Genomic DNA, 26,312 nt, shown 5'->3' on the forward strand with positions numbered 1-26,312 from the left:
ACGAGACGCCATCGCGCACAGCGCGTCGTCCTAGGGTGGGCGCATGAGTGACGCACGTCCCGCAGCAGGTGCCGAGATGATCTTCCAGTGGCGCAAGTGGGACGGCTCCCCGCACTGGCGGCACGAGTGCGTGTACCTCGGCGCCGACGAGTGGGGAGACTGGCTCGGGCAGCCCGTGGGGTGGCGCAGCGCGCGTCCCGGTGCGGCCTTCGTCGCGGCGGGGCCCAACGTCACACTCGTGTCGCCCGAGGGTGACTTCGCCCTCACCGTCAATCGTGATCATCCCCACGGCATGCGCATCTACATCGATCTGGGGTGGGAGGTGCGGTGGTCGGATGACCCGCTGCTCGCGACCGGCATCGACATGGACCTCGACGTCGTGCGGGTGGAGGGGGAGCGCGGCACCTGGGTCGATGATCGTGACGAGTGGGCGGAGCACAGCGCCCGCTACGGCTATCCCGCCGACGTGATGTCGCGGCTGGAGGCTCTCGCCCTCGACCTCGAGGATCGGGTCCGCCGGCAGGTCGCTCCCTTCGACGACGCGACCGCCGATATCTGGCTCGATCGACTCGAGGCTCTGCGGCTCGCCCCCAGGTCGTGACACCTACACTGGGTCAGGTGACCCCGAACGAGCCCAATCGTGCCGATCTCGGCAAGGACCCCGCCCGCGTCAGCGGCATGTTCGACCAGGTCGCGGCCGGGTACGACCGCACCAACACGGCCATGACCTTCGGCAACGACGCGTTGTGGCGCGCCGCGACCACCCGTGCCGTCGCCCCGAAGCCGGGGGAGCGCATCCTCGATCTGGGGGCGGGAACGGCCTCCTCCTCCGCATCGCTCGCCCGCAGCGGCGCCCAGGTCGTCGCCGCCGACTTCTCGCCGGGCATGCTCGCCGAGGGACAGCGCCGGCACGGGGCGATGCGCAACCTCTCGTTCGTCGAGGCGGACGCCACGAACCTGCCCTTCGGCGACGCCGAGTTCGACGCTGTCACGATGTCCTACGCCCTGCGCAACGTGAGCGACCCCCGCAAGGCGCTGCGCGAGCTGTTCCGCGTGACCAAGCCCGGCGGACGCCTCGTGATCAACGAGTTCTCGACCCCTCCCGGCACGCTCTTCCGCGGCGCCTACCGGTTCTACAACGCGAAGGTCCTGCCGCGGGTGGCCCGCGTCGCCGGCACGAACGGCGACGCGTACGATTATCTGAACGAGTCGATCCGCGACTGGCCCGACCAGAAGAAGCTGTCGGCATGGATCCGCGATGCAGGGTGGACCGACGTCGCGTACCGCAACCTCACGTTCGGCATCGTCGCCCTGCACCGGGCCCGTAAGCCGGAGTAGTCGCGTGGGCGTATCACCTCTGCGCGACGACGGTAGGCTGGGGTCGTGACTTCGAGCCGCGTAGCCCCGGGTTCGCGACTGGCGAGCCGTCTCGGTTTCAGCGACCGTGTCTTCATCGGTCCTGCCGCACGGCGAATCGCCCAGTCCATCGAAGACGGACTGGAGCTCGTCGAGACGGGGCTGGCGGAAGACGTCCGTGTCGCCGATCCGCTGGCCGACGCTGCCAGCCGCTACCTCTACGAGGCCGGCGGCAAGCGCATCCGACCGGTGCTCACGCTCCTCGCCGCCCAGCTCGGCGACGGCAACACCGAGGCCGTGATCGATGTCGCCAAGGCGCTGGAGATCACGCATCTCGGCTCGCTGTACCACGATGACGTCATGGACGGCGCCGACCGCCGTCGTGGTGTGCCCGCCGCGCATGCGGTGTGGGGCAACAACATCGCCATCCTGACGGGCGACATCCTGTTCTCGCGCGCGAGCCAGTTGATGTCGCGGCTCGGCGAGCGGGCGATCCGCCTGCAGGCCGACACCTTCGAGCGTCTGGTCCTCGGACAGATGCACGAGACCCTCGGGGCACAGCCGGACGACGACCCGATCGAGTTCTACATCCAGGTGCTGGCCGACAAGACCGGTTCCCTGATCGCCGCGGCCACCCAGGGCGGCGTGATCTTCTCGAACGCGCCGGCCGAGTACGAAGAGCCGCTGCGCGTGTACGGCGAGAAGATCGGGGTCGCGTTCCAGCTCCTCGACGACGTCATCGACCTGTCGGCCAAGCCCGAGGACACGGGCAAGGTGCCGGGGACGGACCTGCGCGCCGGCGTGCCGACCATGCCTTATCTGCTGCTGAAGGCCGAGCCCGATGCGGCATCGGTCGAGCTCGCGGCGCGCATCGACGACGGCGTCGCCCGCATCGCCGAGGGCGCCGATCCCGCGATCCTGGACGGGCCGCTCACGGAGCTGCGCGACCACACCGGCACGCAGAAGACGCTCGCGCTCGCGCACACCTGGACCCAGGATGCGATCGACGCGCTCGCCCCGCTTCCGCGCGGCACCGTGCGCGACGCGCTCACCCGTTTCGCAGAGACCCTCGTCGAACGCTCCAGCTGACCGCGGCGCGGCCTCCTCGGCTGCGCGCATCGGATGCGACGGCACACGAAAGGACCCCCTATGACCAAGCTCAGACTGGCCATCGTCGGAGCAGGGCCCGCCGGCATCTATGCCGCCGACATCCTGCTGAAGGCCGAGCGCAAGTTCGACGTCTCCATCGATCTCTTCGAGCAGCTCCCCGCGCCCTACGGTCTGGTCCGCTATGGCGTCGCCCCCGACCACCCCCGCATCAAGGGCATCATCACGGCACTGCGCGATGTGCTCGACCGTGGTGACATCCGTCTGTTCGGCAACGTCCGCTTCGGCGAGGACATCACCCTCGAGGATCTCAAGCGGCACTACAACGCGGTGATCTTCGCGACGGGTGCGATCCAGGACACCTCGCTCGACATCCCCGGCATCGACGCGGTCGCCTCCTACGGGGCAGCCGACTACGTGAGCTGGTTCGACGGCCACCCCGACGTGCCGCGCGAGTGGCCGCTGGATGCCGCCTCCGTCGCCGTGCTCGGCAACGGCAACGTCGCGCTCGACGTCGCCCGCATGCTCGCGAAGCATGCGGAGGATCTGCTCGTGACGGAGGTCCCGGCCAACGTCTACGAGGGGCTCAAGGCCAGCGAGGTCACCGACGTCCACGTGTTCGGCCGCCGCGGGCCGGCGCAGGTGAAGTTCACCCCGCTCGAGCTGCGTGAGCTCGGCGAGCTGCGTGATGTCGACATGGTCGTCTACGACGAGGACTTCGATTACGACGAGGCCTCGAAGGATGCCGTCGCGAGCAACAAGCAGGTCATGGTCATCGACCGTGTGCTGCAGTCGTGGCGCAAACGCGACTCGGTCAACAACGCGGGCGGCACGGCCTCGCGCCGACTGCACCTGCACTTCTGGGCACGTCCGGTCGAGGTCCGCAAGGATGATGCCGGTCGCGTCGCGGCACTCGTGTACGAGCGCACCCAGCCCGACGGTCAGGGTGGAGCCGTCGGCACCGGCGAGCTGCGCGAGGTGCCGATCCAGGCGCTGTACCGCGCGATCGGATACTTCGGTTCGCCGCTGCCCGACGTGCCGTTCGACAAGAAGCACGGCGTCATCCCGAACCGCGAGGGTCAGGTGCTCGCGAAGGACTCGAACCAGCAGGTTCCCGGCATCTACGCGACCGGCTGGATCAAGCGTGGCCCGGTCGGGCTCATCGGACACACCAAGTCCGACGCGATGGAGACCGTTCGTCACATCATCAACGACCAGGGCTCCTGGTGGCACCCGGAGGACCCCTCCGAAGAGGCGATCCCCGCTCTTCTGAAGGAGCGCGACGTCAGGTGGACCGACCTCGACGGCTGGCACCGACTCGATGAGCACGAGATCGCACTCGGTGCTCCCGAGGAGCGTGCGCGCGTCAAGGTCGTGCCGCGCGACGAGATGGTGCGCGTCTCCCGCGGCGAGTGAAGGACGCTCCCCGGCGGGCACCCTGTCCCCGCCGGCGGGGCTCCCTCGGCTAGCCTGGCGGCATGGCCGATTGGACTCCGGATGTGCTCGGCGACGAGTTCGAGCAGTTGACGCTCGACCTCGGTGAAGACGATCAGGGTCCGGTGGTCGCGACGCTCGTGCGGGCGTTGCCGAAGCCGCGCAGTTGGTGGGAGCGCCTCACCGACACCTCGCGTCCTCTCGAGAACGTCGACGTGCTGTACGTGCACGGCTGGTCGGACTACTTCTTCCAGAAGCGCTTGGCGCGTTTCTGGACGTCGCGTGGAGCGCGGTTCTTCGCGCTCGATCTGCGCAAGTACGGCCGCAGCCTGCGCGAGGGACAGACGCCGGGGTACATCACCGACCTGCGCACCTACGACGAAGACATCGCCGCTGCCCTCGACGGCATGGGGCGCGGTGACGATGGCGAGGCGTCGACGCGGAAGCTCGTGCTCCTCGGACACTCGACCGGCGGATTGACGTTGAGCCTCTGGGCCTCGCGACACCCGGAGGCGGCGGACGCCGTGATCCTCAACAGCCCGTGGCTCGAGTTCCAGTTCGCATCTGTGCGCTCGGCGATCGCGCCGATGGTCGAGCTGACGGCGCGGCTGCGCCCGCTCGAGGTCGCGCCCCAGGTGGACCTCGGCTTCTACACGCGGGCCCAGCAGGAGGTCGTCGACCCCGACGATCCGATGGAGGTCAACCTGGACTGGCGTCCGGTGCAGACCATGGCCGTGTATGCCGGATGGCTCAGTGCGATCCTGTCCGGGCACAACACGGTCGCGGCCGGTCTCTCGATCGCCGCGCCGGTGTGCGTGCTGCTCTCCGCGCGTTCGGCGACTCCGACCCGGTGGTCCGACGATCTCACGAGGGCGGACTCGGTGCTCGTGGTGGACGACATCGCCCGGGCGTCTCTCAAACTCGGGTCGACCGTGACCGTGGAACGCATCGACGGCGCGCTCCACGACATCTTCCTCTCGCGGCATGAGGCTCGTGAGGACGCCTATCGGCGACTCGATACCTGGACGACGGGATGGCGAGCGACGTGGTGAGCGCGGTTCACAGGTAGTACATCGCGCGGGCGAGGCGCTCCGCCTCGTCGGCGTCGCCACGCAGGACGGCCGCGCGGAAGCTCGCGTACGTCGTGTGCATGCGCTCCAGGTGTTCGCGAGGCACGCGCCAGTCACGGAGATTGCGGAACAGGGCGACTTCGACATCGTTCATCAGGGAGACGTGCTGTGCGTTGCCGCTGTGATCGCTCAGAAACGAGAACACCGCCCATCTGCTCTCGGTGGTCGCCTCATCGGCGTCCAGGGCGGCGTGCATGTCGTCGACGAGCTTCGCGAGGTGCGTGCGCTGGGTCGCCGTGATCCGTGGCACGCCCATCCGGGCCGAGATCCCCGCCTGGTAGCCCGCGAACACGCGGGTCTGGTCGACGATCTCCGCCGTCACGGTCGTGACCTCGGTGTATCTGCTGGGGTACATCATGACCAGGCCGAGGCGTTCGAGACGCTGCAACGCCTCGCGCACCGGCGTGCGCGACACGTGGAACTCCTCGGCGACATCGACGTCGCGGATCCGATGCTGCGGCGGCAGGACGCCGTCGATGATCTGCTGTCCGATGTGGTGGAAGACCTCGTCAGCCAGCAGCTGCTTGCTCTCACCGATGTTCTTGGATTCCGTGATGCTCATGGAACTGCCCCCAGTTTTGTCCTTCTGTTCCCGAGCGCCCCATGATTCTTCGCCCGGGAGGGCAACTACATCATGAAGTCGTGTGCAGTGCCAATACCCGGACGGTGGGACGCGCGGGCGTGCGTGACCGCTCTGTGGCCGGTGGGCGCATGATGCACCCGCCGGCCACAGACGACGCGATGGCATGCAACTGCCGAGTACCCGTTCCCCACAGGGTCTTCCTCGTGGTCATGAGAGCACGAGGACGATGTACGGCAGCGGCGCATGCGTCGTCGGCCGCCTCCGGTTGCGGCCTCATACATTCTTGGTGATCTCAACCCATATATCGATATGCAATTCGTCGGAGAGGCAGGGTTCCGCGCTTCCTGCGGCGGAGAACCCCCAGTTCTGGGGAGTTTGCCGCCCGGGACCGCGCGTGCCCTGGCCGTCATCCCGCCGCACCGCGGACGGTCGCGCTGCTAGGCTCATCGCGTTCCGAAGCGCCTTGCTTTCGGCTCCGCTGAGATCATGTCGTGAAGGATGTTCCGTGTCTGAAGAATCCCTCGTCCCCGCTGCCTCCTCCCGCTCGTCGCTGTCGCGTCGCACGGTGCTCAGCGCCGGTGCGTGGTCGATTCCCGTGGTCGCGGCCGCTGTCGCCGTGCCTCTGCACGCGGCCAGCGCCGCCGCCGGAGCGATCGACGCGAGCGGAGTGGTGTGGAACTTCCCCGACGCGACCGGAGCCAACACGAGCGGCAGCTCGGAGCTGGTGCTGACCGGTCAGGTCGCCTTCTCGACGCCCACCACGTCTGACACGGACGTCACGGCGACGTTCACCTGGCAGGGCACCGGTGCCAATGCCGGTTCCGATGGGATCTGGGTGTACAGCGGCGACAACGGTGGTCTCGACGGGTGGACATTCGTGCAGGGCGCTCCGGACAACGGACTGCACGCGATCGTCTCGTTCCAGACCTCCGTCGTCGCCGGCACTGCGCAGGTGCCCGTGGTCTCGCGTTACGACGGCCTCACGACGAAGGCGATCATGTACGGCGAAGAGACCCCGGTCGGTGGCAACGCCGAGTACGACGGCGTGTACACCATCCGCTTCTCCGCACCCGGCTACACCGACGGCGTCCTCACGGTTCCGTACACCCGGCCCCCGGTCGACTGACCGAAAGGCTGTCCGGATGCCGGTGGGAGGGGCTCACCGCAGGCCGTCTGCGCAGTTGCTCCCCGCGCGTGCTTCCTGCCACAGTTCGTATTCGGGCCCGTTCCCCGCGTCGACGGTCCACGGTGGAAACCTGACGTACCGATCCATCGCGAGGCTCCATGAAGCATCCGCCCGCGTCGAACGGGGGTCGCTCGCCGGCAACTCGTCCTGCGTCGTCCAGGATTCGGCGGGGTGGCTCCGGGCCCATTCGTAGATGAGTTGACCGGTCTGCGACCAGTCTCGTTCGTTCATGTCCTCGGCGATGTCGGCCGGCATCGGCACGCGCTTCGACGTGCGGAAGTCGTACGTGCAGGAGTACGTGTGCCCGTCGTCGCCGACATAGCTCAGGGAGATCGTCACGTCGGTGGTCAACCACGACCTCTGACCCATGAAGAACATGGCGACGAGAGCGACGATGACGACGAAGGCGGTCGCGGCGCCGGCGATCAGCCAGCGCCGGAGTCGACGCCCTCGTTCCGGTGGGGAGGGCGGGCGCGCCGTCTCAGCGCCCGACGAGCTCATGAGCGCTCTCCGCGTCGCGTGGAGCAGCTCTACCGGTAGTTGATGAACTGCAGGTCGACCTCGAGATCGGAGCCCTTGAGCAGGGCGATCACGGCCTGGAGGTCGTCGCGGCTCTTGGACTGCACGCGCAGCTCGTCGCCCTGGATCTGGCTCTTCACGCCCTTGGGGCCCTCATCGCGGATGATCTTGTTGATCTTCTTCGCGTTCTCCGAGGAGATGCCGTCCTTGATGGTCGAGACGATGCGGAATTCCTTGCCGCTGGCGAAGGGGTCTCCCGATTCGAGGCTCTTCAGCGAGATGCTGCGCTTGATGAGCTTCGACTGGAAGACGTCGAGCACGGCCTTGGCGCGCTCTTCGGAGTTGGCGATGATCAGGATCTGCTCGCCGCTCCATGCGATGGATGCCCCGGTGCCCTTGAAGTCGTAGCGCTGCTCGATCTCCTTGCGGGCCTGGTTGAGGGCGTTCTCCGCCTCCTGGTGGTCGACTTTCGAGACGATGTCAAAGGAACTGTCAGCCATACAGGCAGTGTACCGAGCCTGGCCGAGCGCCGCCCATGTGGAAACGCTTTCATACGCGCTCTTCGCCTCGATCCCCATCACAGCTTGATATCGAAGGCATCCTCCGTTGCGATTCGTGCCGATCTCGATGCATACTGTAAGCGCTTGCAGTATCGCAGGCCATCAGCACTGAGAGAGGCACACACCAATGAAGGTGAACAAGAGGGGCATCGTCGCCGCAGGCGCCATCGCCATCGTTTCCACTCTGTCGCTTGCCGGCTGCTCCACCGGGACCAGCGGCGACGACACCTCCGACAGCGGCAGCGCCAGCACGCTGACCGTCTGGGTCGACGCCGAGCGCGTGGACGCGCTGCAGGGCGCAGCCGACTCTTACAAGGACAAGACCGGCGTCAAGGTCGAGCTCGTCGGCAAGTCGGTCGACGACATGAAGGATGACTTCATCCAGCAGGTTCCGACCGGCAAGGGCCCCGACGTGGTCATGGGCGCGCATGACTGGTTGGGCGAGCTGTCGACCAACGGTGTCGTCGCGCCGATCGAGCTCGGGGACAGCGCCGAGGACTACCTGCCGGTCGCGCTCCAGGCCGCCACCTACGACGGCACGGTCTACATGCTCCCCTACGCCGTCGAGAACATCGCGATCCTGCGCAATGCCGACCTCGTCCCGGCCGCGCCCACGAGCTTCGACGACATGGTGTCGAAGGGCACGTTCGTGGTCGAGCAGGGCGCAGAGGGCAACCCGTACCACCTGTACCCGTTCCAGACCGCTTTCGGTGCCCCCGTCTTCGGCACCGACGAGTCCGGCAGCTACGACCCGACCGACCTCCAGCTGGGCAGCGAGGGCGGCTTCGCCTTCGCCGACTGGCTCGCCGCGCAGGGCGCAGCGGGCACGCTGAACACCGACATCGACGGCGAGATCGCCAAGCAGCAGTTCCTCGACGGCACCGCCGCATTCTGGCTGACCGGTCCGTGGAACGTCGGCGCCGCCGTGGACGCCGGCATCAACGTCGCGATCGATCCCGTCCCGAGCCCGACAGGTGAGACGGCGTCGCCGTTCGCCGGTGTGAAGGGCTTCTTCGTCAGCGCCGAATCCAAGAACAAGGTCGCCGCGAACGACTTCCTCGTGAACTACCTCGGCACCGAAGAAGTCCAGCTCGAGCTCTTCAAGGCCGGCAACGTCCTCCCGGCGCTCACCGCGGCAGCGGACTCCGCAGCATCCAACCCGATCATCGCCGGCTTCCAGGCCGTCGGTGCCGACGCGGTGCCGATGCCGGCGATCCCCGCGATGGGAGCGGTCTGGCAGTACTGGGGCGTGGCAGAGGCCGCGATCATCAACGGCGAGGACCCGACGGCGACGTGGCAGAAGCTCGTCGACGACGTGACCGCCGCGATCAAGTAACACCTCACGTACCGACCCTGCCGGGGCGGGCCATCCGCGCCCGCCCCGGCAGAACCTTGACGAGGACGAGATGACAGACACCGTCGAGCCCACGGCTCCTCCGACCAAGCGCCAGCGACAGGCCGCGAAGATCGCCGAAGCGGCATCCGGCCCGATCGGCTGGCTGCTGCTGAAGATCCTGCTGCTGGCCGTCGTCGACGCGATCGCGGTCTACGCGGCGTTCGTGCTGTACATGCACCAGGAGTGGCTGATCCTCGCCCTGGTGGTCGCGGTCACGGTCTTCGTCAACTACATCTACTTCTCCCGTCGGCGCGTGCCGGCGAAGTACCTCACGCCGGGCATCATCTTCCTGGTCGTGTTCCAGGTCTTCACCCTGCTGTACACGGGGTACATCGGCTTCACGAACTACGGCACCGGACACAACGGTTCCAAGGACCAGGCCATCTCCTCGTTGCTCGCGTCCTCGCAGGAGCGTGTCGAGGACTCCCCGACCTACCCGGTGACGGTCGTCGAGCAGTTCGGCACGTACGGACTTCTCGTGACCGACCCCGATTCCGGCGATGCGCTGCTGGGGACCGCGGAACAGCCGCTGCAGGAGGTCCAGGCCGAGTTCGAGGGTGGCAAGGCCGTATCGGTCGACGGCTGGACGACGCTTCCGCTCGCCACGGTGTTCACGCTCTCAGAGCAGCTCGAGAACCTCGCCGTGCCGTTCAGCGACGATCCCAACGACGGCAGCCTCCGCGCACCGGACGGCCAGAGCGGGTACCTGTACGTCTCGACGCTCGAGTTCGACGCGGACGCGGATACGATCACCGACACCCGCACCGGGACCGTCTACTCCGACACCGGTGCCGGAGCCTTCACCGCCGAGAACGGCGAGGAGCTCCTGCCCGGCTGGCAGGTCACGGTCGGCTTCGACAACTTCGTGCGCGCCGTGACGGACGCCTCGATCCGCGGACCGCTGATCTCGGTGACGATCTGGACGTTCGTGTTCGCGATCATCTCGGTCGCGACGACGTTCTTCCTCGGTCTGCTCCTGGCGCTGGTCTTCAACAACACGCGGATGCGGTTCCGCAACGGCTACCGCATCATCCTGATCCTTCCCTACGCGTTCCCCGCCTTCCTCTCCGCTCTGGTCTGGGCGGGGATGATGAACGAGAGCTTCGGCTTCATCAACCAGGTCATCTTCGGCGGAGCGGACATCCCGTGGTTGACGGACCCGACTCTCGCGAAGGTCTCGATCCTCATCGTGAACCTGTGGCTCGGCTTCCCCTACATGTTCCTGGTCTGCATGGGCGCCCTGCAGGGCATCCCGGAAGACGTGAACGAGGCGGCAGTGATGGACGGCGCGAATCCCTGGCAGGTGTTCCGACGCATCAAGCTGCCGCTGCTCCTGGTCACGGTCGCGCCTCTGCTGATCTCGTCGTTCGCGTTCAACTTCAACAACTTCAACCTGATCTACATGCTGACCAACGGAGGCCCGCGCTTCAGCGACGTGTCGATCCCCGTCGGACACACCGACATCCTGATCTCGATGGTCTACAAGGTGGCCTTCACGGGCCAGACGCGCGACTACGGTCTCGCCTCCGCGTTCACGATCCTGATCTTCATCGTGGTGGCGACGATCTCGATCATCAGCTTCCGCAAGACCAAGGCCCTCGAGGAGCTGAACTGATGAGCACCATCGACACCCCCGTGCGCCGGCGCAGCTTCGGAGCCTGGTTCGCCGACACCGGATGGCGCCACCTCGTCGCCGTCGTGGTGAGCGCGTTCGCGCTGTTCCCGCTGCTCTACGTGGTCTCGGCGTCGCTGAACCCGAAGGGCACGCTGACCGGATCGAACCAGCTGTTCTCGGCGATCGGCATCGACAGCTACGTGCGCATCCTCACGGATCCGCAGAACCCCTACCTCCGCTGGTTCGGGAACACCCTCCTGATCGCGCTGGTGACCGGGGCGGTGACCGTGTTCATCGGCGCCTGCGCCGCGTATGCGTTCTCGCGCATGCGTTTCGCCGGGCGTCGGGTGGGACTGGTCACGATCGTGGTCGTGCAGATGTTCCCGCAGCTCCTCGCCGTCGTCGCGATCTTCCTGCTGCTGTCGACGTTGGGGGACTGGTTCCCCGCGATCGGGCTGAACACGCACACCGGCCTGATCCTGGTCTACCTCGGTGGAGCGCTGGGCGTGAACACCTACCTGATGTACGGCTTCTTCAACACGATCCCGAAGGAGCTCGACGAGGCCGCCCGCATCGACGGCGCCGGCCACGCCCGCATCTTCTTCACGATCATCCTGCGCCTGGTCGCGCCGATCCTCGCGGTCGTCGGGCTGCTGTCGTTCATCGGCACGGTCAACGAGTACGTGATCGCGAGCGTCATCCTGATCGAGCCGGAGCAGCAGACGCTGGTCGTCGGCCTCACCAAGCTGGTCGCCAATCCGCGCTATGCGGACTGGTCGGCCTTCTCCGCGGGAGCGGTGATGGCGGCGATCCCGGTGATGATCCTGTTCCTGTTCCTGCAGAAGTACATCGTCGGCGGTCTCACCGCCGGGGCCACCAAGGGCTGATCCGCGACGGTCAGTCGGCGGTTCTCTGGCCGCCGCTGACCGTCTCGAGCACCTGGTCCTGCACTCGGCCCAGGGCGAGGCGGAGGCCGCCGTCGAGCACGGCGTTCTCCTCGAGCGCGGTGAGCAGCACCAACGGGCGCGCGACGACGGCCGCCCGCAATCCGGCCTCGACGCGGGAGCGGAGGCGCTCTCCTCCGGCCAGGGCGAGATCCCCCGCGAGCACGATGAGCTCGGGGTCGACGATCGCGATCACCGCGGTGAGGCCGAGCACCAGGCGCCGCGCGATCTCGTCCAACGCGCGATCAGCGCTGCCGTCGTCGGATGCGGCGGCGGCGCGCAGCGCATCGAGTGGGGTGGCCTGGTCGAACCCGTGCTCCGCGAGCACGCGGCCGAGGGCGGGACCTCCGGCCAGCGCCTGCATGCCGCCGGTTCCGAATCCGGGCGATTCCTGCGGCGTGGGGGTTCCCGGCACGGGCAGGTCGGCGATCTCGCCTGCTCCGCCGGTGAGTCCCCGGTGGACGCGTCCGCCGAACATCAGACCCATTCCGATGCCGTCGGAGATCCAGAGCACGGCCACGCTGTCGTGCTCGGCGGCGACGCCATGCGCACGCTCGGCGATCGCGGCGAGGTTCACGTCGTTCTCGATCTCGACCGGCAGCCGGAGCCGTTCCGTGAGTGCGGCGGTGAGGGCGTCGCCCTGCCATCCGGGCAGGTGGGCGGCGAAGCGAAGGCGGTCGGATGCGGGGTCGATGGCGCCCTGGACGCCGATCACGACCAGATGCAGTGCGGAGAGTGGCACGCCGGCCTGCGCGCAGGCGCCCGCGAGAGCGTCGTGCACTCCGTCGGCGGCCTCGACATCGTGCCCCTCCGGCGTGGACAGCACGTATTCGCCGACGCGAGTGCCGATCAGGTCCACGACCGCGGCGGCGATGCGCTCCGGCGTCACATCGATCGCGGCGGCATGGGCGGCGCTCGCGTTCACGCGGAACATCTCCGCTGCCCGTCCGACCGCGCCGTCATCGCGATTCCCGTCGCTCAGCACGAGCCCGTCCTCACGAAGCTGCGCGAGCAGGTGCGAGGCCGTCGGCTTCGAGACGAGGAGCCGAGCGGCGATGTCGGGGCGGCTCTGCGGGCCGTCGTCGAGCAGCAGCCGCAGCGTCGCTCGCGCGTTGATGGCGCGGACGACGCTGGTACCGGTCGGGGGAGTGGCCACGGGGTCCTCACGGTCAGGGGCGGTGCTCCGAATGCTACCGAAGCGGCGGGCCCCGGCAGCACCGGTATTGCCGCGTGGCGTCGCGTTGTCTAGAGTTTGTAAATGACCGTTCCAAACTTGTCTCCGGCCGGGGTTCGCCGTCGACGCCCCCTCGTCGTGCTGGTTCTCGTCGCGGTGGTGGTGGCAGCGTCGGCCGGGGCGGCCGTCTGGATCGCGATGCGTGGCGCGTCGGCGGTGACGGTGACGCTGCGTGATCCGGTGAAGCGCGAGATCGCGATGGAGCTCGTGGGGTCCGCCGAGAACTCGACGCTCGAATGGTACGAGCGCTACGACTACATCGAGGACATCGGTGACGGGCGCGGCTACACCGGGGGGGCTGGTGGGGTTCACCTCGGGAACGCACGACATGCTGATGCTGATCGAGCGCTACACCGACGAGGTGGCGGGGAATCCGCTCGCGGAGTTCCTCCCCGCGCTGCGTGCGGTGGACGGCACCGATTCTCACGAGGGTCTCGGCGACCCGTTCGTGCAGGCATGGATCGCGGCCGCCGCCCTCCCCGAGTTCCAGAAGGCGCAGCGTGACGAAGTCGATCGGCTGTACTTCGAGCCGGCCGTCTCCCTGGCGATCGCTGACGGGCTGGGGGCTCTCGGACAGTTCGCCTACTTCGATGCGATGGTCATGCACGGAGATTCCGGATTCGCCGACGTGCGTGCGCAGGCGCGGGAGGTGGAGGCCGCGCCCGCGAACGGGGGTGATGAGCGCGACTATCTCTCCGCGTTCCTCGACGCCCGCGTCGTCGAGATGAAGAAGGAGGAGGCGCATGAGGACACGAGCCGCGTCGACACCGCGCAACGCGTGTTCCTCGATGCAGGCAACCTCTCCCTCGACCCGCCTCTGCGGTGGTCGGTCTACGGGGACCCCTTCGAGATCCTGAGTGATCCGCCCGCGCATTGGTGAGCGTGGTGGCACTAGCGTGCCACGCATGCTACCTTGTGATGCATGACAGCTGACATCGGGGCGCAGATGCGCAAAGGGGTGGTCGAGTACTGCGTGCTCGGACTGCTCTCGCGCGAGCCGATGTACGGCTGGCAGCTGGCGGACGCACTCACGCATGCGGGGCTGATCGCCAGCATCGGCACGCTCTACCCTTTGCTGGGGAGGTTGAGGGACAACGGCTGGGTCAGCACGTTCGACCTGCCTTCGGAGAGCGGTCCGGTGCGCAAGTACTACCGGCTCACGGATGCCGGGATCGAGCAGCTCGCCCGATTCCGCGCACAGTGGGCCCCGTTCGCCCGTGTCGTCACGGGCATCGTCGGAGAGGGATGAGCATGACCGAGACCACTGCTGAGGATCTGCGCGAGGACTACCTCGCCCGACTCGACGAGGCCATGCGCGGACTGCCGCACGGCGTCGCCGCCGACATCCGCGGTGGCATCGCCGAGGAGCTGCACGGTCTGGACGCCTCCTCCACAGCCGCGAGGATCGCACAGCTGGGCGACCCGGTCGCGATCGCCCGTGAGGCGCAGGACGAGACCCCTGCGGGTCCGACCTTCGTCGTCGCCGCACCGGTTCCCGCGCCGGACGCGCCCCGCCGGCCGACCACCTCGACCCGTGGTTTCGCGATCACGGCGGCGCTGACGCTGAGTTTCGGCGGCATCGTCGTCCCCGTCGTGGGCTGGTTCGTGGGCGCAGTGCTGGTCGTGTTGAGCTCACTGTGGAAGACAGGGGAGAAGGTCGTCGCGATCGTCGTTCCCTTCAGCGTGTTCCTCCTCTCGGTCATCCTCATCACGACGATGCAGGGCTTCTCGTCGTCGGTCGAGAGCGGCAGCTCCTCGGGAACAGGAACCCCGCCGCAGGTCGCGAACCCCCTGCTCCCCGCCTGGTACGACTTCATCTGGTTCGGCGTGATCGCGCTCGGGCTCGTGCTCATCCCGGCTTCCGGGCTCTGGTTGCTCTGGCGACTGCGCGGCCGCGCAGCGCGCTGAGACGAGCACGCACGCGAGGGATCGGCGTTGCGCGCTCGCCTCGCGCGCTCGCCGTCATACGGTGGAGGCATGGCACGGGTCGCGGGACGCAATCTGGCGATGAGCTGGATCGCCGGTGTGTTCTGCACCGGCGTGATCCTTGCATTGCTGTGGCTTTCGATCCCGATGCTCCCTCTGCTCGCCGAGTTCGCCGGGACGGCGCTGCGCAACGCAGTGCCCTGACCGTCCCGACAGCTCGTGCGCAGGCCGTCTGGCGACACGACGGCACGCCTCCCTGAGCGCCCGCGCACCCGGCGGTACCCTCACAATGCAGACATCCGATGAGAGGCGCACCCCATGAGTGACCCCGACGTTCCCCAGCCCGAGAAGCCGGCAGACGTCGACGACGTCGTCGGCAGCGCGAACGCCGGTCTGGACGCTGCCGCCGCAGCGGGCGCCGACGTCCCCGGCGCCGTTCCGGAAACCGTCGAAGAGAAGGCCGTCGACCCCGACCTCGCCGCGTTCGAAGAGGCCGAGAGGTCCTACCCCGGAACTTTCGCGCCGCCGGCAGCCGCAGCAGCTCCGCCCGCAGTCGTCAGCACGGACACCGATGCGGACGCGACCGCGGTCTTCGCCGCTCCTGCCTCATACGCCGAGGAGCCGTCGGTGGCCGACACCGCCTATGCACCCGCATACGGCGCCGCCGAGACCCAGATCGTCCCCTCCGAGCCTCTGCTCGTCGCTGCGGCATCCCCGCAGCTCCCGCAGCCGATCTTCGTGCAGGCTCCCGAGCCGCCGCGCGATCGCGGCAACCGGGGCACGGCCGGTGCGATCGGCCTGCTCGCGACCCTCGTCTTCGCGGTGCTCTACCTCGGAACGACGCTGGGCCTCGGCGCCCTCGCCGGGGATGTGACCGGAGAGAACATCGGTCAGTCCGCGCTGGCGCCGCTCGCGACCTGGGGATACTGGACGCCTGTCGTCGTCTTCTTCATCGGCTTCTGGCTGCTGGGCGCGATCATCAATCGTGGCCGCTGGGGCCTGTGGGTCGTCTTCGGCATCATCGTGGGCGCCATCGCCTACGGCGGGCACATCCTCGGCCAGATCTTCGAGGCGGGGATCCTGACGCTCACCCCCTCCGCCGCATCCGAACTCGTCGGTGAGCAGCTGCTCGCACCTCTCGCGATCGCGGCCTTCATCTTCGCCCGTGAGCTCACCATCTGGTTCGGTGCCTGGGTCGCCCGCAGCGGTGCTCGCAAGACCGAGCTGAACGCCGAAGCGCAGCGCGAGTACGAGCGCACGCTCGAGGCCGGCCCGACGCTGGCGAGGTAATCACGAACGCCACCACGCCGAACCCCCGCGGACCTGAGTCCGCGGGGGTTTCGGCTGTCCTGGCACTGGTTCTCGCCACCACCGGATTCTTCGCGCTCGCGGTGTTCGGGCTCGGTGCCGTGAGCGTGGCGACCGACACCGACATCATCTCCGTCCCCGGCCTCGGTCAGGGACCGGGGGTCACCGGGATGCTGGTCTCCCTCCTCGTGTTCGCGCTCATGCTGGGGCTCACGCTGCGCCGGTCGCACCCCTCGTACGTCGCCGCTCTCGCGATCTCGCTGGCCACGGCTCTCGGTCATCTGGTCGGTGTCTGGGCGGCGGTCCTGATCGGCACGGGCGGTGTGGTCACGGCGACGGCCGTGGCCGGCGACCTGGTTCGCGGCGGGCCGAGCGCGGTGCTGGTCGTGGCCGCCGCGATCGCGGCCTGGTCGGGTATCGCGCTGCGGCGCACCCGATCCGCGCGGCCGCGCTGGCCCTGGGAACGCGAAGAAGAGGAGTGACGCCCCGCCGTCACCGCAGAAATCGGCGCATCGGCGGCGTCAGCGCCGTACGCTGTCGGTGTGGAGCGTTCATTGGAGGCGCAGGTCGACCAGGCCGTCGAGTCCTGGTTGCGCTGGGTGCCGCGCTGGGAGCCGGCCACCCACCGTGGTCGTGTCGCTCCGTGCCGCCGCTGCCTGGGTTCGCCCATCCTCTCCGCCGCGGGGATCGGTGCCGACGTCCCGCACGGTGTGCAGCATGGGCTCTCGACCAGGATCAAGACGATCGTGGATCATGCGGTCGCCGAGTACACCGCGCGGAACCTGCCCACGCTGCAGCGCGAACTCGATCAGCAGTCTGCGCGCAACCGCGCCCGTGCCTACCGCCCGAACGAGGACCTCGACCCCGAGTTCGACGGTCTGCCGCTGGACCCGGAACCCGTGGCCGGCGCACCGTTCCTCTTCACGATCGCGGGACTCGCGGACGACGCCTCTGCGGAGCTGCCTCCGCTGCCTCCGCTGTCCGATGAGGCCAAGGCCGCCCTGCGCCAGGAGGTCGGGCTCGCCGACGAGTACGCGAACATGGTGGGCCGCGAGGTCTGCGGGCTGCTGCTGCGACACCGGCTCGCGATCCAGGAGGCGATCTCGCAGCACGTCGAACCTCAGATCGAAGCCCTCCTGGCTGAGCTGACACAGTCGCTCGACTCGCCGTTCGACCCCGACCTGCCCTGACCCGTTCCCGCGAGGCGAAGGGGAGCGAACGGCAACGACTCCGCTCCCATTTGACCGTCACGTTACGCGCCATTACACTTGATCAGGTGTGTGCACGTCTTGACGTGTGCGCTGGGCGTCGGCACCTTGCCGGTCCGCCTCCACGGCATACCCACCACACCACAAAGCGCGTCGATTCCGGCGTGCCGGTGGGTCATGATGTGAAACCCATCACGCTGTCACCGTGCAGCACTATGAGGAGAGAACGTGCCAACCATTCAGCAGTTGGTTCGCAAGGGTCGCTCGCCCAAGGTCACCAAGACCAAGGCGCCCGCCCTGAAGTCGAACCCGCAGCAGGCCGGGGTCTGCACCCGCGTCTACACCACCACCCCGAAGAAGCCGAACTCGGCGATGCGCAAGGTCGCTCGTGTGAAGCTCCGCAACGGTACCGAGGTCACCGCGTACATCCCCGGTGAGGGCCACAACCTGCAGGAGCACTCGCTCGTGCTCGTCCGCGGCGGTCGTGTCAAGGACCTCCCCGGTGTGCGTTACAAGATCGTCCGTGGCGCCCTGGACACCCAGGCTGTCAAGAACCGTAAGCAGGCTCGTTCCCGCTACGGCGCGAAGAAGGGTTGAGTTAGATGCCTCGTAAGGGTCCCGCCCCTAAGCGCCCCGTCGTCAACGACCCGGTATACGGCGCTCCGATCGTCACCTCGCTGGTGAACAAGATCCTCGTCGACGGCAAGAAGTCGCTGGCCGAGTCGATCGTCTACGGCGCCCTCCGCGGCGTCGAGGCGAAGAACGGTCAGGATGCCGTCGCCACCCTCAAGAAGGCGCTCGACAACGTGCGCCCGACCCTCGAGGTCCGCAGCCGCCGCGTCGGTGGCTCGACCTACCAGGTTCCGGTCGAGGTCAAGCCGCACCGCGCGAACACCCTCGCGCTGCGCTGGCTCGTGAGCTACGCCAAGGGTCGTCGTGAGAAGACGATGACCGAGCGTCTCCAGAACGAGATCCTGGACGCGTCGAACGGCCTGGGTGCCGCGGTCAAGCGCCGTGAAGACACTCACAAGATGGCCGAGTCGAACCGCGCGTTCGCTCACTACCGCTGGTAAACAGCTTCGCCCGCTCCCGGCCACTCGCCGGGAGCGGGCACCCACTCTTTGCAGTACGACTGCTCGACAGATAAGGACACTCCTGTGGCACAAGACGTGCTCACCGACCTGAGCAAGGTCCGCAACATCGGCATCATGGCGCACATCGATGCCGGCAAGACCACGACGACCGAGCGCATCCTGTTCTACACGGGCGTCAACCACAAGCTCGGCGAGACGCACGATGGCGCCTCGACCACCGACTGGATGGAACAGGAGAAGGAGCGCGGCATCACGATCACGTCTGCCGCCGTGACCTGCTACTGGAACAAGAACCAGATCAACATCATCGACACCCCCGGTCACGTGGACTTCACGGTCGAGGTGGAGCGCTCGCTCCGCGTCCTCGACGGTGCTGTCGCCGTGTTCGACGGCAAGGAGGGCGTCGAGCCCCAGTCCGAGACCGTGTGGCGTCAGGCCGACAAGTACAACGTCCCCCGCATCTGCTTCGTCAACAAGATGGACAAGCTCGGCGCGGACTTCTACTTCACGGTCGACACGATCATCAACCGCCTCGGCGCCAAGCCGCTGGTCATCCAGCTGCCGATCGGTGCGGAGAACGACTTCCTCGGAGTGATCGACCTCGTCGAGATGCGTGCACTCGTCTGGGCCGGAGACTCCAAGGGTGACGTCACCATGGGTGCCTCCTACGAGGTCCAGGAGATCCCGGCCGACCTCAAGGAGAAGGCTGACGAGTACCGTCAGGCTCTCCTCGAGACCGTCGCCGAGACCGACGACGCCCTGCTCGAGAAGTTCTTCGGTGGCGAGGAGCTCACCGTCGCCGAGATCAAGGGTGCGATCCGCAAGCTGACCGTCGCCTCCGAGATCTACCCGGTGCTGTGCGGCTCCGCGTTCAAGAACCGCGGCGTCCAGCCGATGCTCGACGCGGTCGTCGACTACCTGCCGAACCCGCTCGACGTGGGTTCCATCGAGGCGCACGACCCCAAGGACTACGACACGATCATCGAGCGTCACCCCGACGCCAATGACCCGTTCGCGGCTCTTGCCTTCAAGGTCGCTGTGCACCCGTTCTTCGGTCGCCTGACCTACGTGCGCGTCTACTCGGGTCACCTCGAGTCCGGCTCGGCGGTCGTCAACTCGACCAAGGGCAAGAAGGAGCGCATCGGGAAGATCTTCCAGATGCACGCCAACAAGGAGATCCCGGTCCCCTCGGTCACCGCCGGCAACATCTACGCGGTCATCGGTCTGAAGGACACCACCACGGGTGACACCCTCACCGACCCCGCAGCGCCGGTCGTCCTCGAGTCGATGACGTTCCCGGAGCCGGTCATCGAGGTCGCCATCGAGCCGAAGACCAAGGCCGACCAGGAGAAGCTGGGTGTCGCCATCCAGAAGCTCGCTGAGGAGGACCCGACCTTCCGCACGGAGCTCAACCCCGAGACCGGTCAGACGACCATCAAGGGCATGGGCGAGCTGCACCTCGACATCCTCGTCGACCGCATGAAGCGCGAGTTCAACGTCGAGGCCAACGTCGGAAAGCCCCAGGTCGCGTACCGCGAGACGATCAAGAAGGCCGTCGAGAAGTACGACTACACCCACAAGAAGCAGACCGGTGGATCGGGTCAGTTCGCAAAGATCCAGTTCAACATCGAGCCTCTCGACCTGGACGGCGACAAGACCTACGAGTTCGTGAACGCCGTCACCGGTGGCCGCATCCCTCGTGAGTACATCGGATCGATCGACGCTGGTTTCCAGGACGGGATGAACGTCGGCGTGCTCGCCGGCTACCCGATCGTCGGCGTGAAGGCCACCATCGTCGATGGTGCCGCTCACGACGTCGACTCCTCGGAGATGGCGTTCAAGATCGCCGGATCGATGGGCTTCAAGGAAGCGCTTCGTCGGGCGAACCCCGTGCTCCTCGAGCCGCTGATGGCGGTCGAGGTGCGTACTCCTGAGGAGTACATGGGTGACGTCATCGGTGACCTGAACTCGCGTCGCGGTCAGATCCAGTCGATGGAGGACGCCGCAGGCGTCAAGGTCGTCCGTGCGCACGTCCCGCTGTCCGAGATGTTCGGATACATCGGCGACCTGCGCTCGAAGACCTCGGGTCGCGCCGTCTACTCGATGGAGTTCCACAGCTATGCTGAGGTTCCCCGCGCGGTGGCCGACGAGATCGTCCAGAAGAACCAGGGCGAGTAATCGTCTTTCTGAGAGCCGGGTTCCGGCCCGGCTCTCAGGTCCCCTACAACTTCACATTCCCTCTCTACTAAACTGAGATTCACACCCGTAGAGAACCGGTCGCAAACCAGTGCCCGGCAACCTCTACATGACGTCCTGAGGAGGACCCAGTGGCTAAGGCCAAGTTCGAGCGGACCAAGCCGCACGTCAACATCGGAACCATCGGTCACGTTGACCACGGCAAGACCACGCTCTCCGCAGCGATCTCGAAGGTGCTTGCTGACAAGTTCCCGTCTGACACCAACGTGCAGCGCGACTTCGCTTCCATCGACTCGGCGCCGGAAGAGCGCCAGCGTGGTATCACCATCAACATCTCGCACATCGAGTACGAGACCCCGAAGCGCCACTACGCGCACGTTGACGCCCCCGGCCACGCCGACTACGTCAAGAACATGATCACCGGTGCGGCTCAGATGGACGGCGCGATCCTCGTGGTCGCCGCCACCGACGGCCCCATGGCTCAGACGCGTGAGCACGTGCTGCTCGCCAAGCAGGTCGGCGTGCCGTACCTGCTGGTCGCGCTGAACAAGTCCGACATGGTCGACGACGAGGAGATCCTGGAGCTCGTCGAGCTCGAGGTCTCCGAGCTGCTCGCCTCGCAGGGCTTCGCTGAGGACGCTCCGGTCGTCCGCGTCTCCGCTCTCAAGGCCCTCGAGGGTGACGAGAAGTGGACGCAGTCGATCCTCGACCTCATGGAGGCCGTGGACAACAACGTTCCGGACCCCGTGCGCGACAAGGACAAGCCGTTCCTGATGCCCGTCGAGGACGTCTTCACGATCACCGGTCGTGGAACCGTCGTCACCGGCCGCGCCGAGCGTGGCACGCTGGCCATCAACTCCGAGGTCGAGATCGTCGGACTGCGTCCGACCGTCAAGACCACGGTCACGGGTATCGAGATGTTCCACAAGCAGCTCGACGAGGCATGGGCCGGCGAGAACTGCGGTCTCCTGCTCCGTGGCACGAAGCGTGAGGACGTCGAGCGCGGTCAGGTCATCGTCAAGCCGGGTTCGGTCACGCCGCACACCGACTTCGCGGGCACCGCGTACATCCTGTCCAAGGATGAGGGTGGGCGTCACAACCCGTTCTACACGAACTACCGCCCGCAGTTCTACTTCCGCACCACCGACGTCACCGGCGTCATCACGCTGCCTGAGGGCACCGAGATGGTCATGCCTGGTGACACCACCGACGTGACGGTCGAGCTGATCCAGCCGATCGCCATGGAGGAGGGCCTCGGCTTCGCCATCCGTGAGGGTGGACGCACCGTCGGCGCCGGTACGGTCACGAAGATCATCAAGTAAGCATCTGCTTTCTCGCAGTGGGGTCGGACCTTCGGGTCCGGCCCCACTGTCGTTAAGGCCCGGCTCCTCGTTGCGGCTCCCTCCCGCAGCCCGGCTACAGGATCTTCGTTTCTCCCGCGTACACGCAGTGTTGTGCGCTGACTGCGGTTACCCATAGGATCCGGGTGAACGCCGTCGGCGGTTCGTGGGGATGGGCTGTTTCACAAGGGGATCGATCTATGTCGGCATCAATCGGCGCGGATTCGCGCGCGCACGCACTCACCGTCCGGATCGGCGGGGTTCCCCGCGCCGCGATCGCCATCGGCGTCTCCCTGGTCATGATCGTCGCCATGCTGCTGGTGCCGCAGAGGGCCAGCGCGGCGACAGTCGCCGAATCCGAGCCCAACGACACGGTCGCGACGGCTGACGCCGTCGCTCTGGGTGACACGATCACCGGAACGACGCACGCCCAGACCCGGATCCACAGCACCGACCCCGATTTCTTCGCGTTCGACGTGCCCGCAGCGGGCAGGATCAACCTGGACTTCCGTTTCCCGGCAGTGCTGAGCACGAGCGAGGTCTACTCCCTGCGCGTGTACGCGGCCTCTGGAGATGTCCTCTACGCATGGAACATCCGCGGCACCGACACGACAGGAACCCAGCTCGCGGCGCAGAGCGCGTACATCCCCGCCGGGCGGACCTACGTGGAGGTCCGTGCCTGGGAGGACGGCGTGGCGGGAGGGAAGAGCTACACGCTCAGGCCCACCGTGACGACGGGCGTCGTCGAGACCGAGTTCAACGACACGATCGCCACCGCCGACGTCGTACCCCTCGGCACGGCCATCTCGGGCTCCATGTTGAGCCCGAAGATCACCACGAACACGGCCGACAACGACTACTTCGCGGTCGACATCGCCAAGGCCGGGCTGACCACGATCGATTTCCGTTTCCCTGCCGGCCTCGGTAGCGGCGACGCGTACAAGATGACGGTGCTCGACACGAACGGCGACCCGATCAAGACCCTCTACCTCGCCGGGCGCGACAGTGAAGGCGCGACGCTGAGGCAGACTCCGCTCGCCTTGAACGCCGGTCGCGTCTACATCGTGCTGAGGGCCTTCCCCGGTTCCGTCGCCTGGGGCAAGACCTACACGCTGAAGCTCTCGCAGACGGAGCGCCTGTCCGGCGCAGATCGCTACGAGACCTCCGCGAGCGTCAGCCGCGGATCGTTCAGTCCCGGTGTGCCGGTGGCGTACGTGGCCAGCGGAGCAGGTTTCGCCGACGCGCTGTCCGGCGCTCCCGTCGCCGGTCTGCAGAAGGGGCCGGTGCTGCTGTCGACCGCGTCGTCGATTCCCGCCGTCATCTCGAAGGAGCTCACGCGCCTGAAGCCCGCCCGAATCGTCGTGCTCGGTGGTACCGGGGTGATCTCCGCCTCGGTGCTGACTCAGCTCAAGACATTCACCACGGGTGCGGTCACGCGGCTCGCCGGCGATGACCGTTACGCGACGTCGGCGGCGATCAGCGCGTCGGCCTTCTCGGCGGGAGTCCCTGTCGCGTACATCGCTGCGGGAGCCGACTTCCCGGACGCACTGGCCGGAGCACCTCTCGGAACAGTGGCGAAGGCTCCGGTCCTGCTGACCGCTGCGGGCAAGCTTCCCCCGGCGATCGCGGCCGAGCTCACGCGTCTGAAACCGAAGAAGATCGTCATCCTCGGGACCACCGCCTCGATCGGCGCCGCAGTCGCGACGTCGCTGAAGGCATACACGGCGGGCGCTGTGACCCGCGTCGCGGGAGCGGATCGGTATGCCACCCCCGCGGCGATCAGCGCCTCGGTGTTCACCCCAGGAGTGCCCGTCGTCTATGTGGCGAACGGTGCCCAGTTCCCCGACGCTCTCTCCGGCGCGCCTGTCGCGGGTATGCAGCGCGGCCCGATCCTGCTGGTCACCGCCACGGCGATCCCGGCAGCGGTGGCGACGGAGCTCACGCGTCTCAAGCCGAAGCGGATCGTGATCCTCGGGGGAGCGGGCGCGGTGAACGACAAGATCCTCGGTGAGCTGGGACGCTACATCATCCGTTGACATCCGCCGTATCAATCGCGCGCGAGGGTTCCCTTCCGCACGGCGGACATGCACAATGAGGGTGATCGACCTGATCGGTCGGCAGCACACACCTCTGAAGGGGAAGCACATGGGTATCGAGGACGCCGTCAACAAGGGCAAGGATCTCTTCGAGCAGAACAAGGACAAGATCGCCGAGGCAGTCAAGAGCGAGCAGGCCGAGGACATCAGCGACAAGGTGCTCGACGGCGTCGCCGACTTCGCCAAGAAGATCGCGCCGGGTGCTGCCGACAAGATCGACGAGATCCGCGATGGTGCGGACAAGGCCGTCGGCAACGAATAGGCACGACCGAGCTTCACGGAGGCGGCGATCCACTGCGGTGGATCGCCGCCTCTGTGTTCTCGCAGGAGACTCGTTGGTTCGGAAGCTCGCATCCGTGATCCTGAACCCGTAGACTGTCCTGAGTCGCCTGGGGATCTTGCGACCTGGTACTTCGAAGGGGTTCGAAGCACCGAAGCTGCACGGCTGAGGCCGTGCTCACAACTGGGGAACTGATTTTGGGGATCATCGTGCGTTGCGCGCCGTCTGTGCGCCGCCGTTCCGCCCCGCTCGCGCGGCGGGTCCTCCGCCGCGCCCTCGAACGAGGATCCTGGCGTCCCTTCACGCCGGATTCCTCGCGTTCGGTGTGCCCCCTCGCACTGAACGCCCTCCCCAAGCGGGGCGAGGCATGGGGATGCCTCGCCCCGCTATCTTCCACGGTCTGACACCGTTCGCGACCCCCTTCTCGCGTCCCGATCCGGAGCGCGACACGCCCGGGTTTGCGCAAGTGAAATCAGGCATGGCAGAATAGACAGGTTCGACATTTCGGCGCGCTGTGCGTGTGCCGGATCACTACCAGGGCAGTGCATAGGCGGCGTCTCCTCCGGGAGGCTGCAGGGTTCTAGGCCGCGGGTAGCAGGACACAACCCCCGACACCTTCATGATGAGGGCTCCGCCATGTGCGGCAGACGTCGGCATCCCGGACGCCGAGAGGCGTGCGGGCTGACAGAAGAACAGTGGTGCAGCAGATCGACTCGCGAGAGCCGTTCGAGTGCCGAGGCGCGAACAGCGCCGACGTGCGTCCAATGCCCCTGGGTCACCCGGCCCAGGTCGGTAAGACGCTTAAAGAGAGTGAGCAGACAATGGCGGGACAGAAAATCCGCATTCGCCTGAAGTCGTATGACCACGAGGTCATCGACTCGTCGGCACGCAAGATCGTCGACACCGTGACCCGTGCGGGCGCGACCGTCGTCGGCCCCGTGCCGCTTCCGACCGAGAAGAACGTCGTGTGCGTCATCCGGTCGCCCCACAAGTACAAGGACAGCCGCGAGCACTTCGAGATGCGCACCCACAAGCGTCTGATCGACATCGTCGACCCGACGCCCAAGGCCGTCGACTCGCTGATGCGTCTCGACCTGCCTGCCGATGTCAACATCGAGATCAAGCTCTGAGGTTCGACATGGCTGACATCAACGCAAAGATTTCCAAGGGAATGCTGGGCACGAAGCTCGGTATGACCCAGGTGTGGAACGAGAGCGGCAAGCTCATCCCCGTCACCGTCATCGAACTCGCATCCAACGTGGTGACTCAGGTTCGTACCCCCGAGAAGGACGGCTACAACGCCGTGCAGATCGCGTACGGCCAGATCGACCCGCGCAAGGTGAACAAGCCCCTCACGGCTCACTTCGAGGCAGCCGGCGTCACGCCGCGTCGCCACGTGACCGAGATCCGCACCGCGGATGCTGCTGACTACTCACTCGGTCAGGAGCTCACGGTCGACGGCACGTTCGAAGCCGGTCAGCTCGTCGACGTCGTCGGCACGAGCAAGGGCAAGGGCTTCGCCGGTGTCATGAAGCGTCACAACTTCAAGGGCGTCTCGGCATCGCACGGTTCGCACCGCAACCACCGCAAGCCCGGCTCCATCGGCGCATCGTCGACCCCGAGCCGCGTCTTCAAGGGCATGCGCATGGCCGGCCGTATGGGTGGCGAGCGCGTGACCGTCCTCAACCTCACGGTGCACGCCATCGACATCGAGAAGGGTCTGCTGCTCGTCAAGGGCGCCGTCCCCGGTGCTCGTGGCCGCATCGTCTATGTCCGCAACGCAGTGAAGGGTGCCTGAAC

General features: G+C 67.0%; 28 protein-coding genes and 1 pseudogene. 25 read left to right on the forward strand and 4 right to left on the reverse strand.

Going from position 1 to position 26,312, the window contains the following annotated elements:
* Positions 1 to 43 precede the first annotated feature (43 nt).
* From FB560_RS02625 to FB560_RS02645, 5 genes are all read left to right on the forward strand, one after another.
* Positions 44 to 601 carry a hypothetical protein gene (locus FB560_RS02625; protein WP_141870940.1) on the forward strand — a complete coding sequence of 186 codons (558 nt, stop codon included), beginning with the start codon at positions 44 to 46 and terminating at the stop codon, positions 599 to 601.
* 17 nt (positions 602 to 618) lie between these two features.
* Positions 619 to 1,338, forward strand: coding sequence for a class I SAM-dependent methyltransferase (locus FB560_RS02630; RefSeq protein WP_141870941.1), 720 nt, complete (start codon positions 619 to 621; stop codon positions 1,336 to 1,338).
* Between the two features lie 45 nt (positions 1,339 to 1,383).
* The gene (locus tag FB560_RS02635) at positions 1,384 to 2,445 is read left to right on the forward strand and encodes a polyprenyl synthetase family protein (RefSeq protein WP_141870942.1); all 1,062 of its coding nucleotides are present in this window, start codon (positions 1,384 to 1,386) and stop codon (positions 2,443 to 2,445) included.
* A gap of 60 nt (positions 2,446 to 2,505) precedes the next feature.
* Positions 2,506 to 3,879: an FAD-dependent oxidoreductase gene (locus FB560_RS02640; RefSeq protein ID WP_141870943.1), complete on the forward strand. Its 1,374-nt coding sequence runs from the start codon at positions 2,506 to 2,508 to the stop codon at positions 3,877 to 3,879.
* A gap of 62 nt (positions 3,880 to 3,941) precedes the next feature.
* Entirely contained in the window at positions 3,942 to 4,949 is a 1,008-nt protein-coding gene (locus tag FB560_RS02645; RefSeq protein WP_141870944.1) for an alpha/beta hydrolase, read from the forward strand.
* Between the two features lie 7 nt (positions 4,950 to 4,956).
* Here FB560_RS02645 and FB560_RS02650 read toward each other — a convergent pair whose 3' ends face one another.
* Positions 4,957 to 5,589, reverse strand: coding sequence for a GntR family transcriptional regulator (locus FB560_RS02650; RefSeq protein WP_141870945.1), 633 nt, complete (start codon positions 5,587 to 5,589; stop codon positions 4,957 to 4,959).
* A 526-nt stretch (positions 5,590 to 6,115) separates the two neighbouring features.
* Between FB560_RS02650 and FB560_RS02655 the strand changes: the two genes are divergently transcribed.
* Complete coding sequence (locus tag FB560_RS02655) at positions 6,116 to 6,736, forward strand: hypothetical protein (RefSeq protein WP_141870946.1); 621 nt, start codon at positions 6,116 to 6,118, stop codon at positions 6,734 to 6,736.
* A 33-nt stretch (positions 6,737 to 6,769) separates the two neighbouring features.
* Here FB560_RS02655 and FB560_RS02660 read toward each other — a convergent pair whose 3' ends face one another.
* Together FB560_RS02660 and FB560_RS02665 are read right to left on the reverse strand one after the other, a co-directional pair.
* On the reverse strand, positions 6,770 to 7,297 hold the full coding sequence (locus FB560_RS02660; RefSeq protein WP_141870947.1) for a hypothetical protein: 528 nt from the start codon (positions 7,295 to 7,297) through the stop codon (positions 6,770 to 6,772).
* 29 nt (positions 7,298 to 7,326) lie between these two features.
* Positions 7,327 to 7,815: a YajQ family cyclic di-GMP-binding protein gene (locus FB560_RS02665; RefSeq protein ID WP_141870948.1), complete on the reverse strand. Its 489-nt coding sequence runs from the start codon at positions 7,813 to 7,815 to the stop codon at positions 7,327 to 7,329.
* Between the two features lie 187 nt (positions 7,816 to 8,002).
* Between FB560_RS02665 and FB560_RS02670 the strand changes: the two genes are divergently transcribed.
* The 3 genes from FB560_RS02670 to FB560_RS02680 all read left to right on the forward strand — a co-directional run bounded on the left by FB560_RS02670 (position 8,003) and on the right by FB560_RS02680 (position 11,773).
* On the forward strand, positions 8,003 to 9,211 hold the full coding sequence (locus FB560_RS02670) for a sugar ABC transporter substrate-binding protein (RefSeq protein WP_141870949.1): 1,209 nt from the start codon (positions 8,003 to 8,005) through the stop codon (positions 9,209 to 9,211).
* A 70-nt stretch (positions 9,212 to 9,281) separates the two neighbouring features.
* Positions 9,282 to 10,886, forward strand: coding sequence for a maltose ABC transporter permease MalF (gene malF / locus FB560_RS02675; protein ID WP_141870950.1), 1,605 nt, complete (start codon positions 9,282 to 9,284; stop codon positions 10,884 to 10,886).
* Positions 10,886 to 11,773, forward strand: a complete 888-nt coding sequence (locus tag FB560_RS02680) for a sugar ABC transporter permease (RefSeq protein ID WP_141870951.1) — start codon at positions 10,886 to 10,888, stop codon at positions 11,771 to 11,773. Before malF ends, FB560_RS02680 begins: the two co-directional genes overlap by 1 nt.
* Positions 11,774 to 11,783: 10 nt before the next feature.
* Here the strand turns inward: FB560_RS02680 and FB560_RS02685 are convergent, their stop codons facing one another.
* On the reverse strand, positions 11,784 to 12,986 hold the full coding sequence (locus tag FB560_RS02685; RefSeq protein WP_141870952.1) for an ROK family transcriptional regulator: 1,203 nt from the start codon (positions 12,984 to 12,986) through the stop codon (positions 11,784 to 11,786).
* Between the two features lie 276 nt (positions 12,987 to 13,262).
* On the opposite strand from FB560_RS02685, the pseudogene FB560_RS21135 reads away from it, so the two are divergent.
* The 16 genes and pseudogenes from FB560_RS21135 to rplC all read left to right on the forward strand — a co-directional run.
* A pseudogene (locus FB560_RS21135) lies at positions 13,263 to 13,313 on the forward strand (hypothetical protein); the annotation flags it as partial.
* 22 nt (positions 13,314 to 13,335) lie between these two features.
* Positions 13,336 to 13,944, forward strand: a complete 609-nt coding sequence (locus FB560_RS02690) for a chitosanase (RefSeq protein WP_325058538.1) — start codon at positions 13,336 to 13,338, stop codon at positions 13,942 to 13,944.
* A 42-nt stretch (positions 13,945 to 13,986) separates the two neighbouring features.
* Positions 13,987 to 14,313 (forward strand): PadR family transcriptional regulator, encoded by a 327-nt coding sequence (locus tag FB560_RS02695; RefSeq protein ID WP_170198028.1) that lies wholly within the window; start codon positions 13,987 to 13,989, stop codon positions 14,311 to 14,313.
* A 2-nt stretch (positions 14,314 to 14,315) separates the two neighbouring features.
* Positions 14,316 to 14,972 carry an HAAS signaling domain-containing protein gene (locus FB560_RS02700; RefSeq protein ID WP_141870953.1) on the forward strand — a complete coding sequence of 219 codons (657 nt, stop codon included), beginning with the start codon at positions 14,316 to 14,318 and terminating at the stop codon, positions 14,970 to 14,972.
* A gap of 69 nt (positions 14,973 to 15,041) precedes the next feature.
* Positions 15,042 to 15,194, forward strand: coding sequence for a hypothetical protein (locus FB560_RS20640; RefSeq protein WP_170197990.1), 153 nt, complete (start codon positions 15,042 to 15,044; stop codon positions 15,192 to 15,194).
* A 114-nt stretch (positions 15,195 to 15,308) separates the two neighbouring features.
* The gene (locus FB560_RS02705) at positions 15,309 to 16,280 is read left to right on the forward strand and encodes an ABC transporter (protein WP_141870954.1); all 972 of its coding nucleotides are present in this window, start codon (positions 15,309 to 15,311) and stop codon (positions 16,278 to 16,280) included.
* A gap of 125 nt (positions 16,281 to 16,405) precedes the next feature.
* Positions 16,406 to 16,780, forward strand: coding sequence for a hypothetical protein (locus tag FB560_RS02710; protein ID WP_229673307.1), 375 nt, complete (start codon positions 16,406 to 16,408; stop codon positions 16,778 to 16,780).
* A gap of 60 nt (positions 16,781 to 16,840) precedes the next feature.
* Positions 16,841 to 17,488 carry a spermidine/putrescine ABC transporter substrate-binding protein gene (locus FB560_RS02715; RefSeq protein WP_170198029.1) on the forward strand — a complete coding sequence of 216 codons (648 nt, stop codon included), beginning with the start codon at positions 16,841 to 16,843 and terminating at the stop codon, positions 17,486 to 17,488.
* Positions 17,489 to 17,734: 246 nt separating this feature from the next.
* A complete protein-coding gene (rpsL, locus tag FB560_RS02720; RefSeq protein WP_017201609.1) occupies positions 17,735 to 18,103 on the forward strand; it encodes a 30S ribosomal protein S12 in 369 nt (122 codons plus the stop codon).
* A gap of 5 nt (positions 18,104 to 18,108) precedes the next feature.
* Entirely contained in the window at positions 18,109 to 18,579 is a 471-nt protein-coding gene (gene rpsG, locus FB560_RS02725; RefSeq protein WP_017201608.1) for a 30S ribosomal protein S7, read from the forward strand.
* A gap of 84 nt (positions 18,580 to 18,663) precedes the next feature.
* Positions 18,664 to 20,778, forward strand: a complete 2,115-nt coding sequence (fusA, locus tag FB560_RS02730; protein WP_141870956.1) for an elongation factor G — start codon at positions 18,664 to 18,666, stop codon at positions 20,776 to 20,778.
* A gap of 149 nt (positions 20,779 to 20,927) precedes the next feature.
* Positions 20,928 to 22,118, forward strand: coding sequence for an elongation factor Tu (tuf, locus tag FB560_RS02735; RefSeq protein ID WP_045278755.1), 1,191 nt, complete (start codon positions 20,928 to 20,930; stop codon positions 22,116 to 22,118).
* Between the two features lie 218 nt (positions 22,119 to 22,336).
* Complete coding sequence (locus FB560_RS02740) at positions 22,337 to 24,172, forward strand: cell wall-binding repeat-containing protein (RefSeq protein ID WP_141870957.1); 1,836 nt, start codon at positions 22,337 to 22,339, stop codon at positions 24,170 to 24,172.
* A 109-nt stretch (positions 24,173 to 24,281) separates the two neighbouring features.
* Positions 24,282 to 24,494, forward strand: a complete 213-nt coding sequence (locus FB560_RS02745; RefSeq protein WP_141870958.1) for a hypothetical protein — start codon at positions 24,282 to 24,284, stop codon at positions 24,492 to 24,494.
* An 839-nt stretch (positions 24,495 to 25,333) separates the two neighbouring features.
* Positions 25,334 to 25,642: a 30S ribosomal protein S10 gene (gene rpsJ / locus FB560_RS02750; protein WP_030147986.1), complete on the forward strand. Its 309-nt coding sequence runs from the start codon at positions 25,334 to 25,336 to the stop codon at positions 25,640 to 25,642.
* Positions 25,643 to 25,650: 8 nt separating this feature from the next.
* A complete protein-coding gene (gene rplC, locus FB560_RS02755) occupies positions 25,651 to 26,310 on the forward strand; it encodes a 50S ribosomal protein L3 (RefSeq protein ID WP_141870959.1) in 660 nt (219 codons plus the stop codon).
* The last annotated feature ends 2 nt before the right edge of the window (positions 26,311 to 26,312 follow it).

Origin of the sequence: Microbacterium saperdae, assembly GCF_006716345.1 — a bacterium.
GTDB classification, from domain to species: domain Bacteria; phylum Actinomycetota; class Actinomycetes; order Actinomycetales; family Microbacteriaceae; genus Microbacterium; species Microbacterium saperdae.

Excerpts from the sequence above, each read along its gene's own strand:
- rplC (WP_141870959.1), top strand. The coding sequence starts at position 25,651 with ATGGCTGACATCAACGCAAAGATTTCCAAGGGAATGCTGGGCACGAAG.
- rpsG (WP_017201608.1), top strand. The coding sequence starts at position 18,109 with ATGCCTCGTAAGGGTCCCGCCCCTAAGCGCCCCGTCGTCAACGACCCG.
- FB560_RS02645 (WP_141870944.1), top strand. The coding sequence starts at position 3,942 with ATGGCCGATTGGACTCCGGATGTGCTCGGCGACGAGTTCGAGCAGTTG.
- FB560_RS02640 (WP_141870943.1), top strand. The coding sequence starts at position 2,506 with ATGACCAAGCTCAGACTGGCCATCGTCGGAGCAGGGCCCGCCGGCATC.
- FB560_RS02745 (WP_141870958.1), top strand. The coding sequence starts at position 24,282 with ATGGGTATCGAGGACGCCGTCAACAAGGGCAAGGATCTCTTCGAGCAG.
- FB560_RS20640 (WP_170197990.1), top strand. The coding sequence starts at position 15,042 with ATGGCACGGGTCGCGGGACGCAATCTGGCGATGAGCTGGATCGCCGGT.
- FB560_RS02705 (WP_141870954.1), top strand. The coding sequence starts at position 15,309 with ATGAGTGACCCCGACGTTCCCCAGCCCGAGAAGCCGGCAGACGTCGAC.
- FB560_RS02670 (WP_141870949.1), top strand. The coding sequence starts at position 8,003 with ATGAAGGTGAACAAGAGGGGCATCGTCGCCGCAGGCGCCATCGCCATC.
- FB560_RS02665 (WP_141870948.1), bottom strand. The coding sequence starts at position 7,815 with ATGGCTGACAGTTCCTTTGACATCGTCTCGAAAGTCGACCACCAGGAG.
- rpsJ (WP_030147986.1), top strand. The coding sequence starts at position 25,334 with ATGGCGGGACAGAAAATCCGCATTCGCCTGAAGTCGTATGACCACGAG.
- FB560_RS02680 (WP_141870951.1), top strand. The coding sequence starts at position 10,886 with ATGAGCACCATCGACACCCCCGTGCGCCGGCGCAGCTTCGGAGCCTGG.
- FB560_RS02650 (WP_141870945.1), bottom strand. The coding sequence starts at position 5,589 with ATGAGCATCACGGAATCCAAGAACATCGGTGAGAGCAAGCAGCTGCTG.
- FB560_RS02625 (WP_141870940.1), top strand. The coding sequence starts at position 44 with ATGAGTGACGCACGTCCCGCAGCAGGTGCCGAGATGATCTTCCAGTGG.
- FB560_RS02660 (WP_141870947.1), bottom strand. The coding sequence starts at position 7,297 with ATGAGCTCGTCGGGCGCTGAGACGGCGCGCCCGCCCTCCCCACCGGAA.
- malF (WP_141870950.1), top strand. The coding sequence starts at position 9,282 with ATGACAGACACCGTCGAGCCCACGGCTCCTCCGACCAAGCGCCAGCGA.
- FB560_RS02700 (WP_141870953.1), top strand. The coding sequence starts at position 14,316 with ATGACCGAGACCACTGCTGAGGATCTGCGCGAGGACTACCTCGCCCGA.
- FB560_RS02695 (WP_170198028.1), top strand. The coding sequence starts at position 13,987 with ATGACAGCTGACATCGGGGCGCAGATGCGCAAAGGGGTGGTCGAGTAC.
- FB560_RS02740 (WP_141870957.1), top strand. The coding sequence starts at position 22,337 with ATGTCGGCATCAATCGGCGCGGATTCGCGCGCGCACGCACTCACCGTC.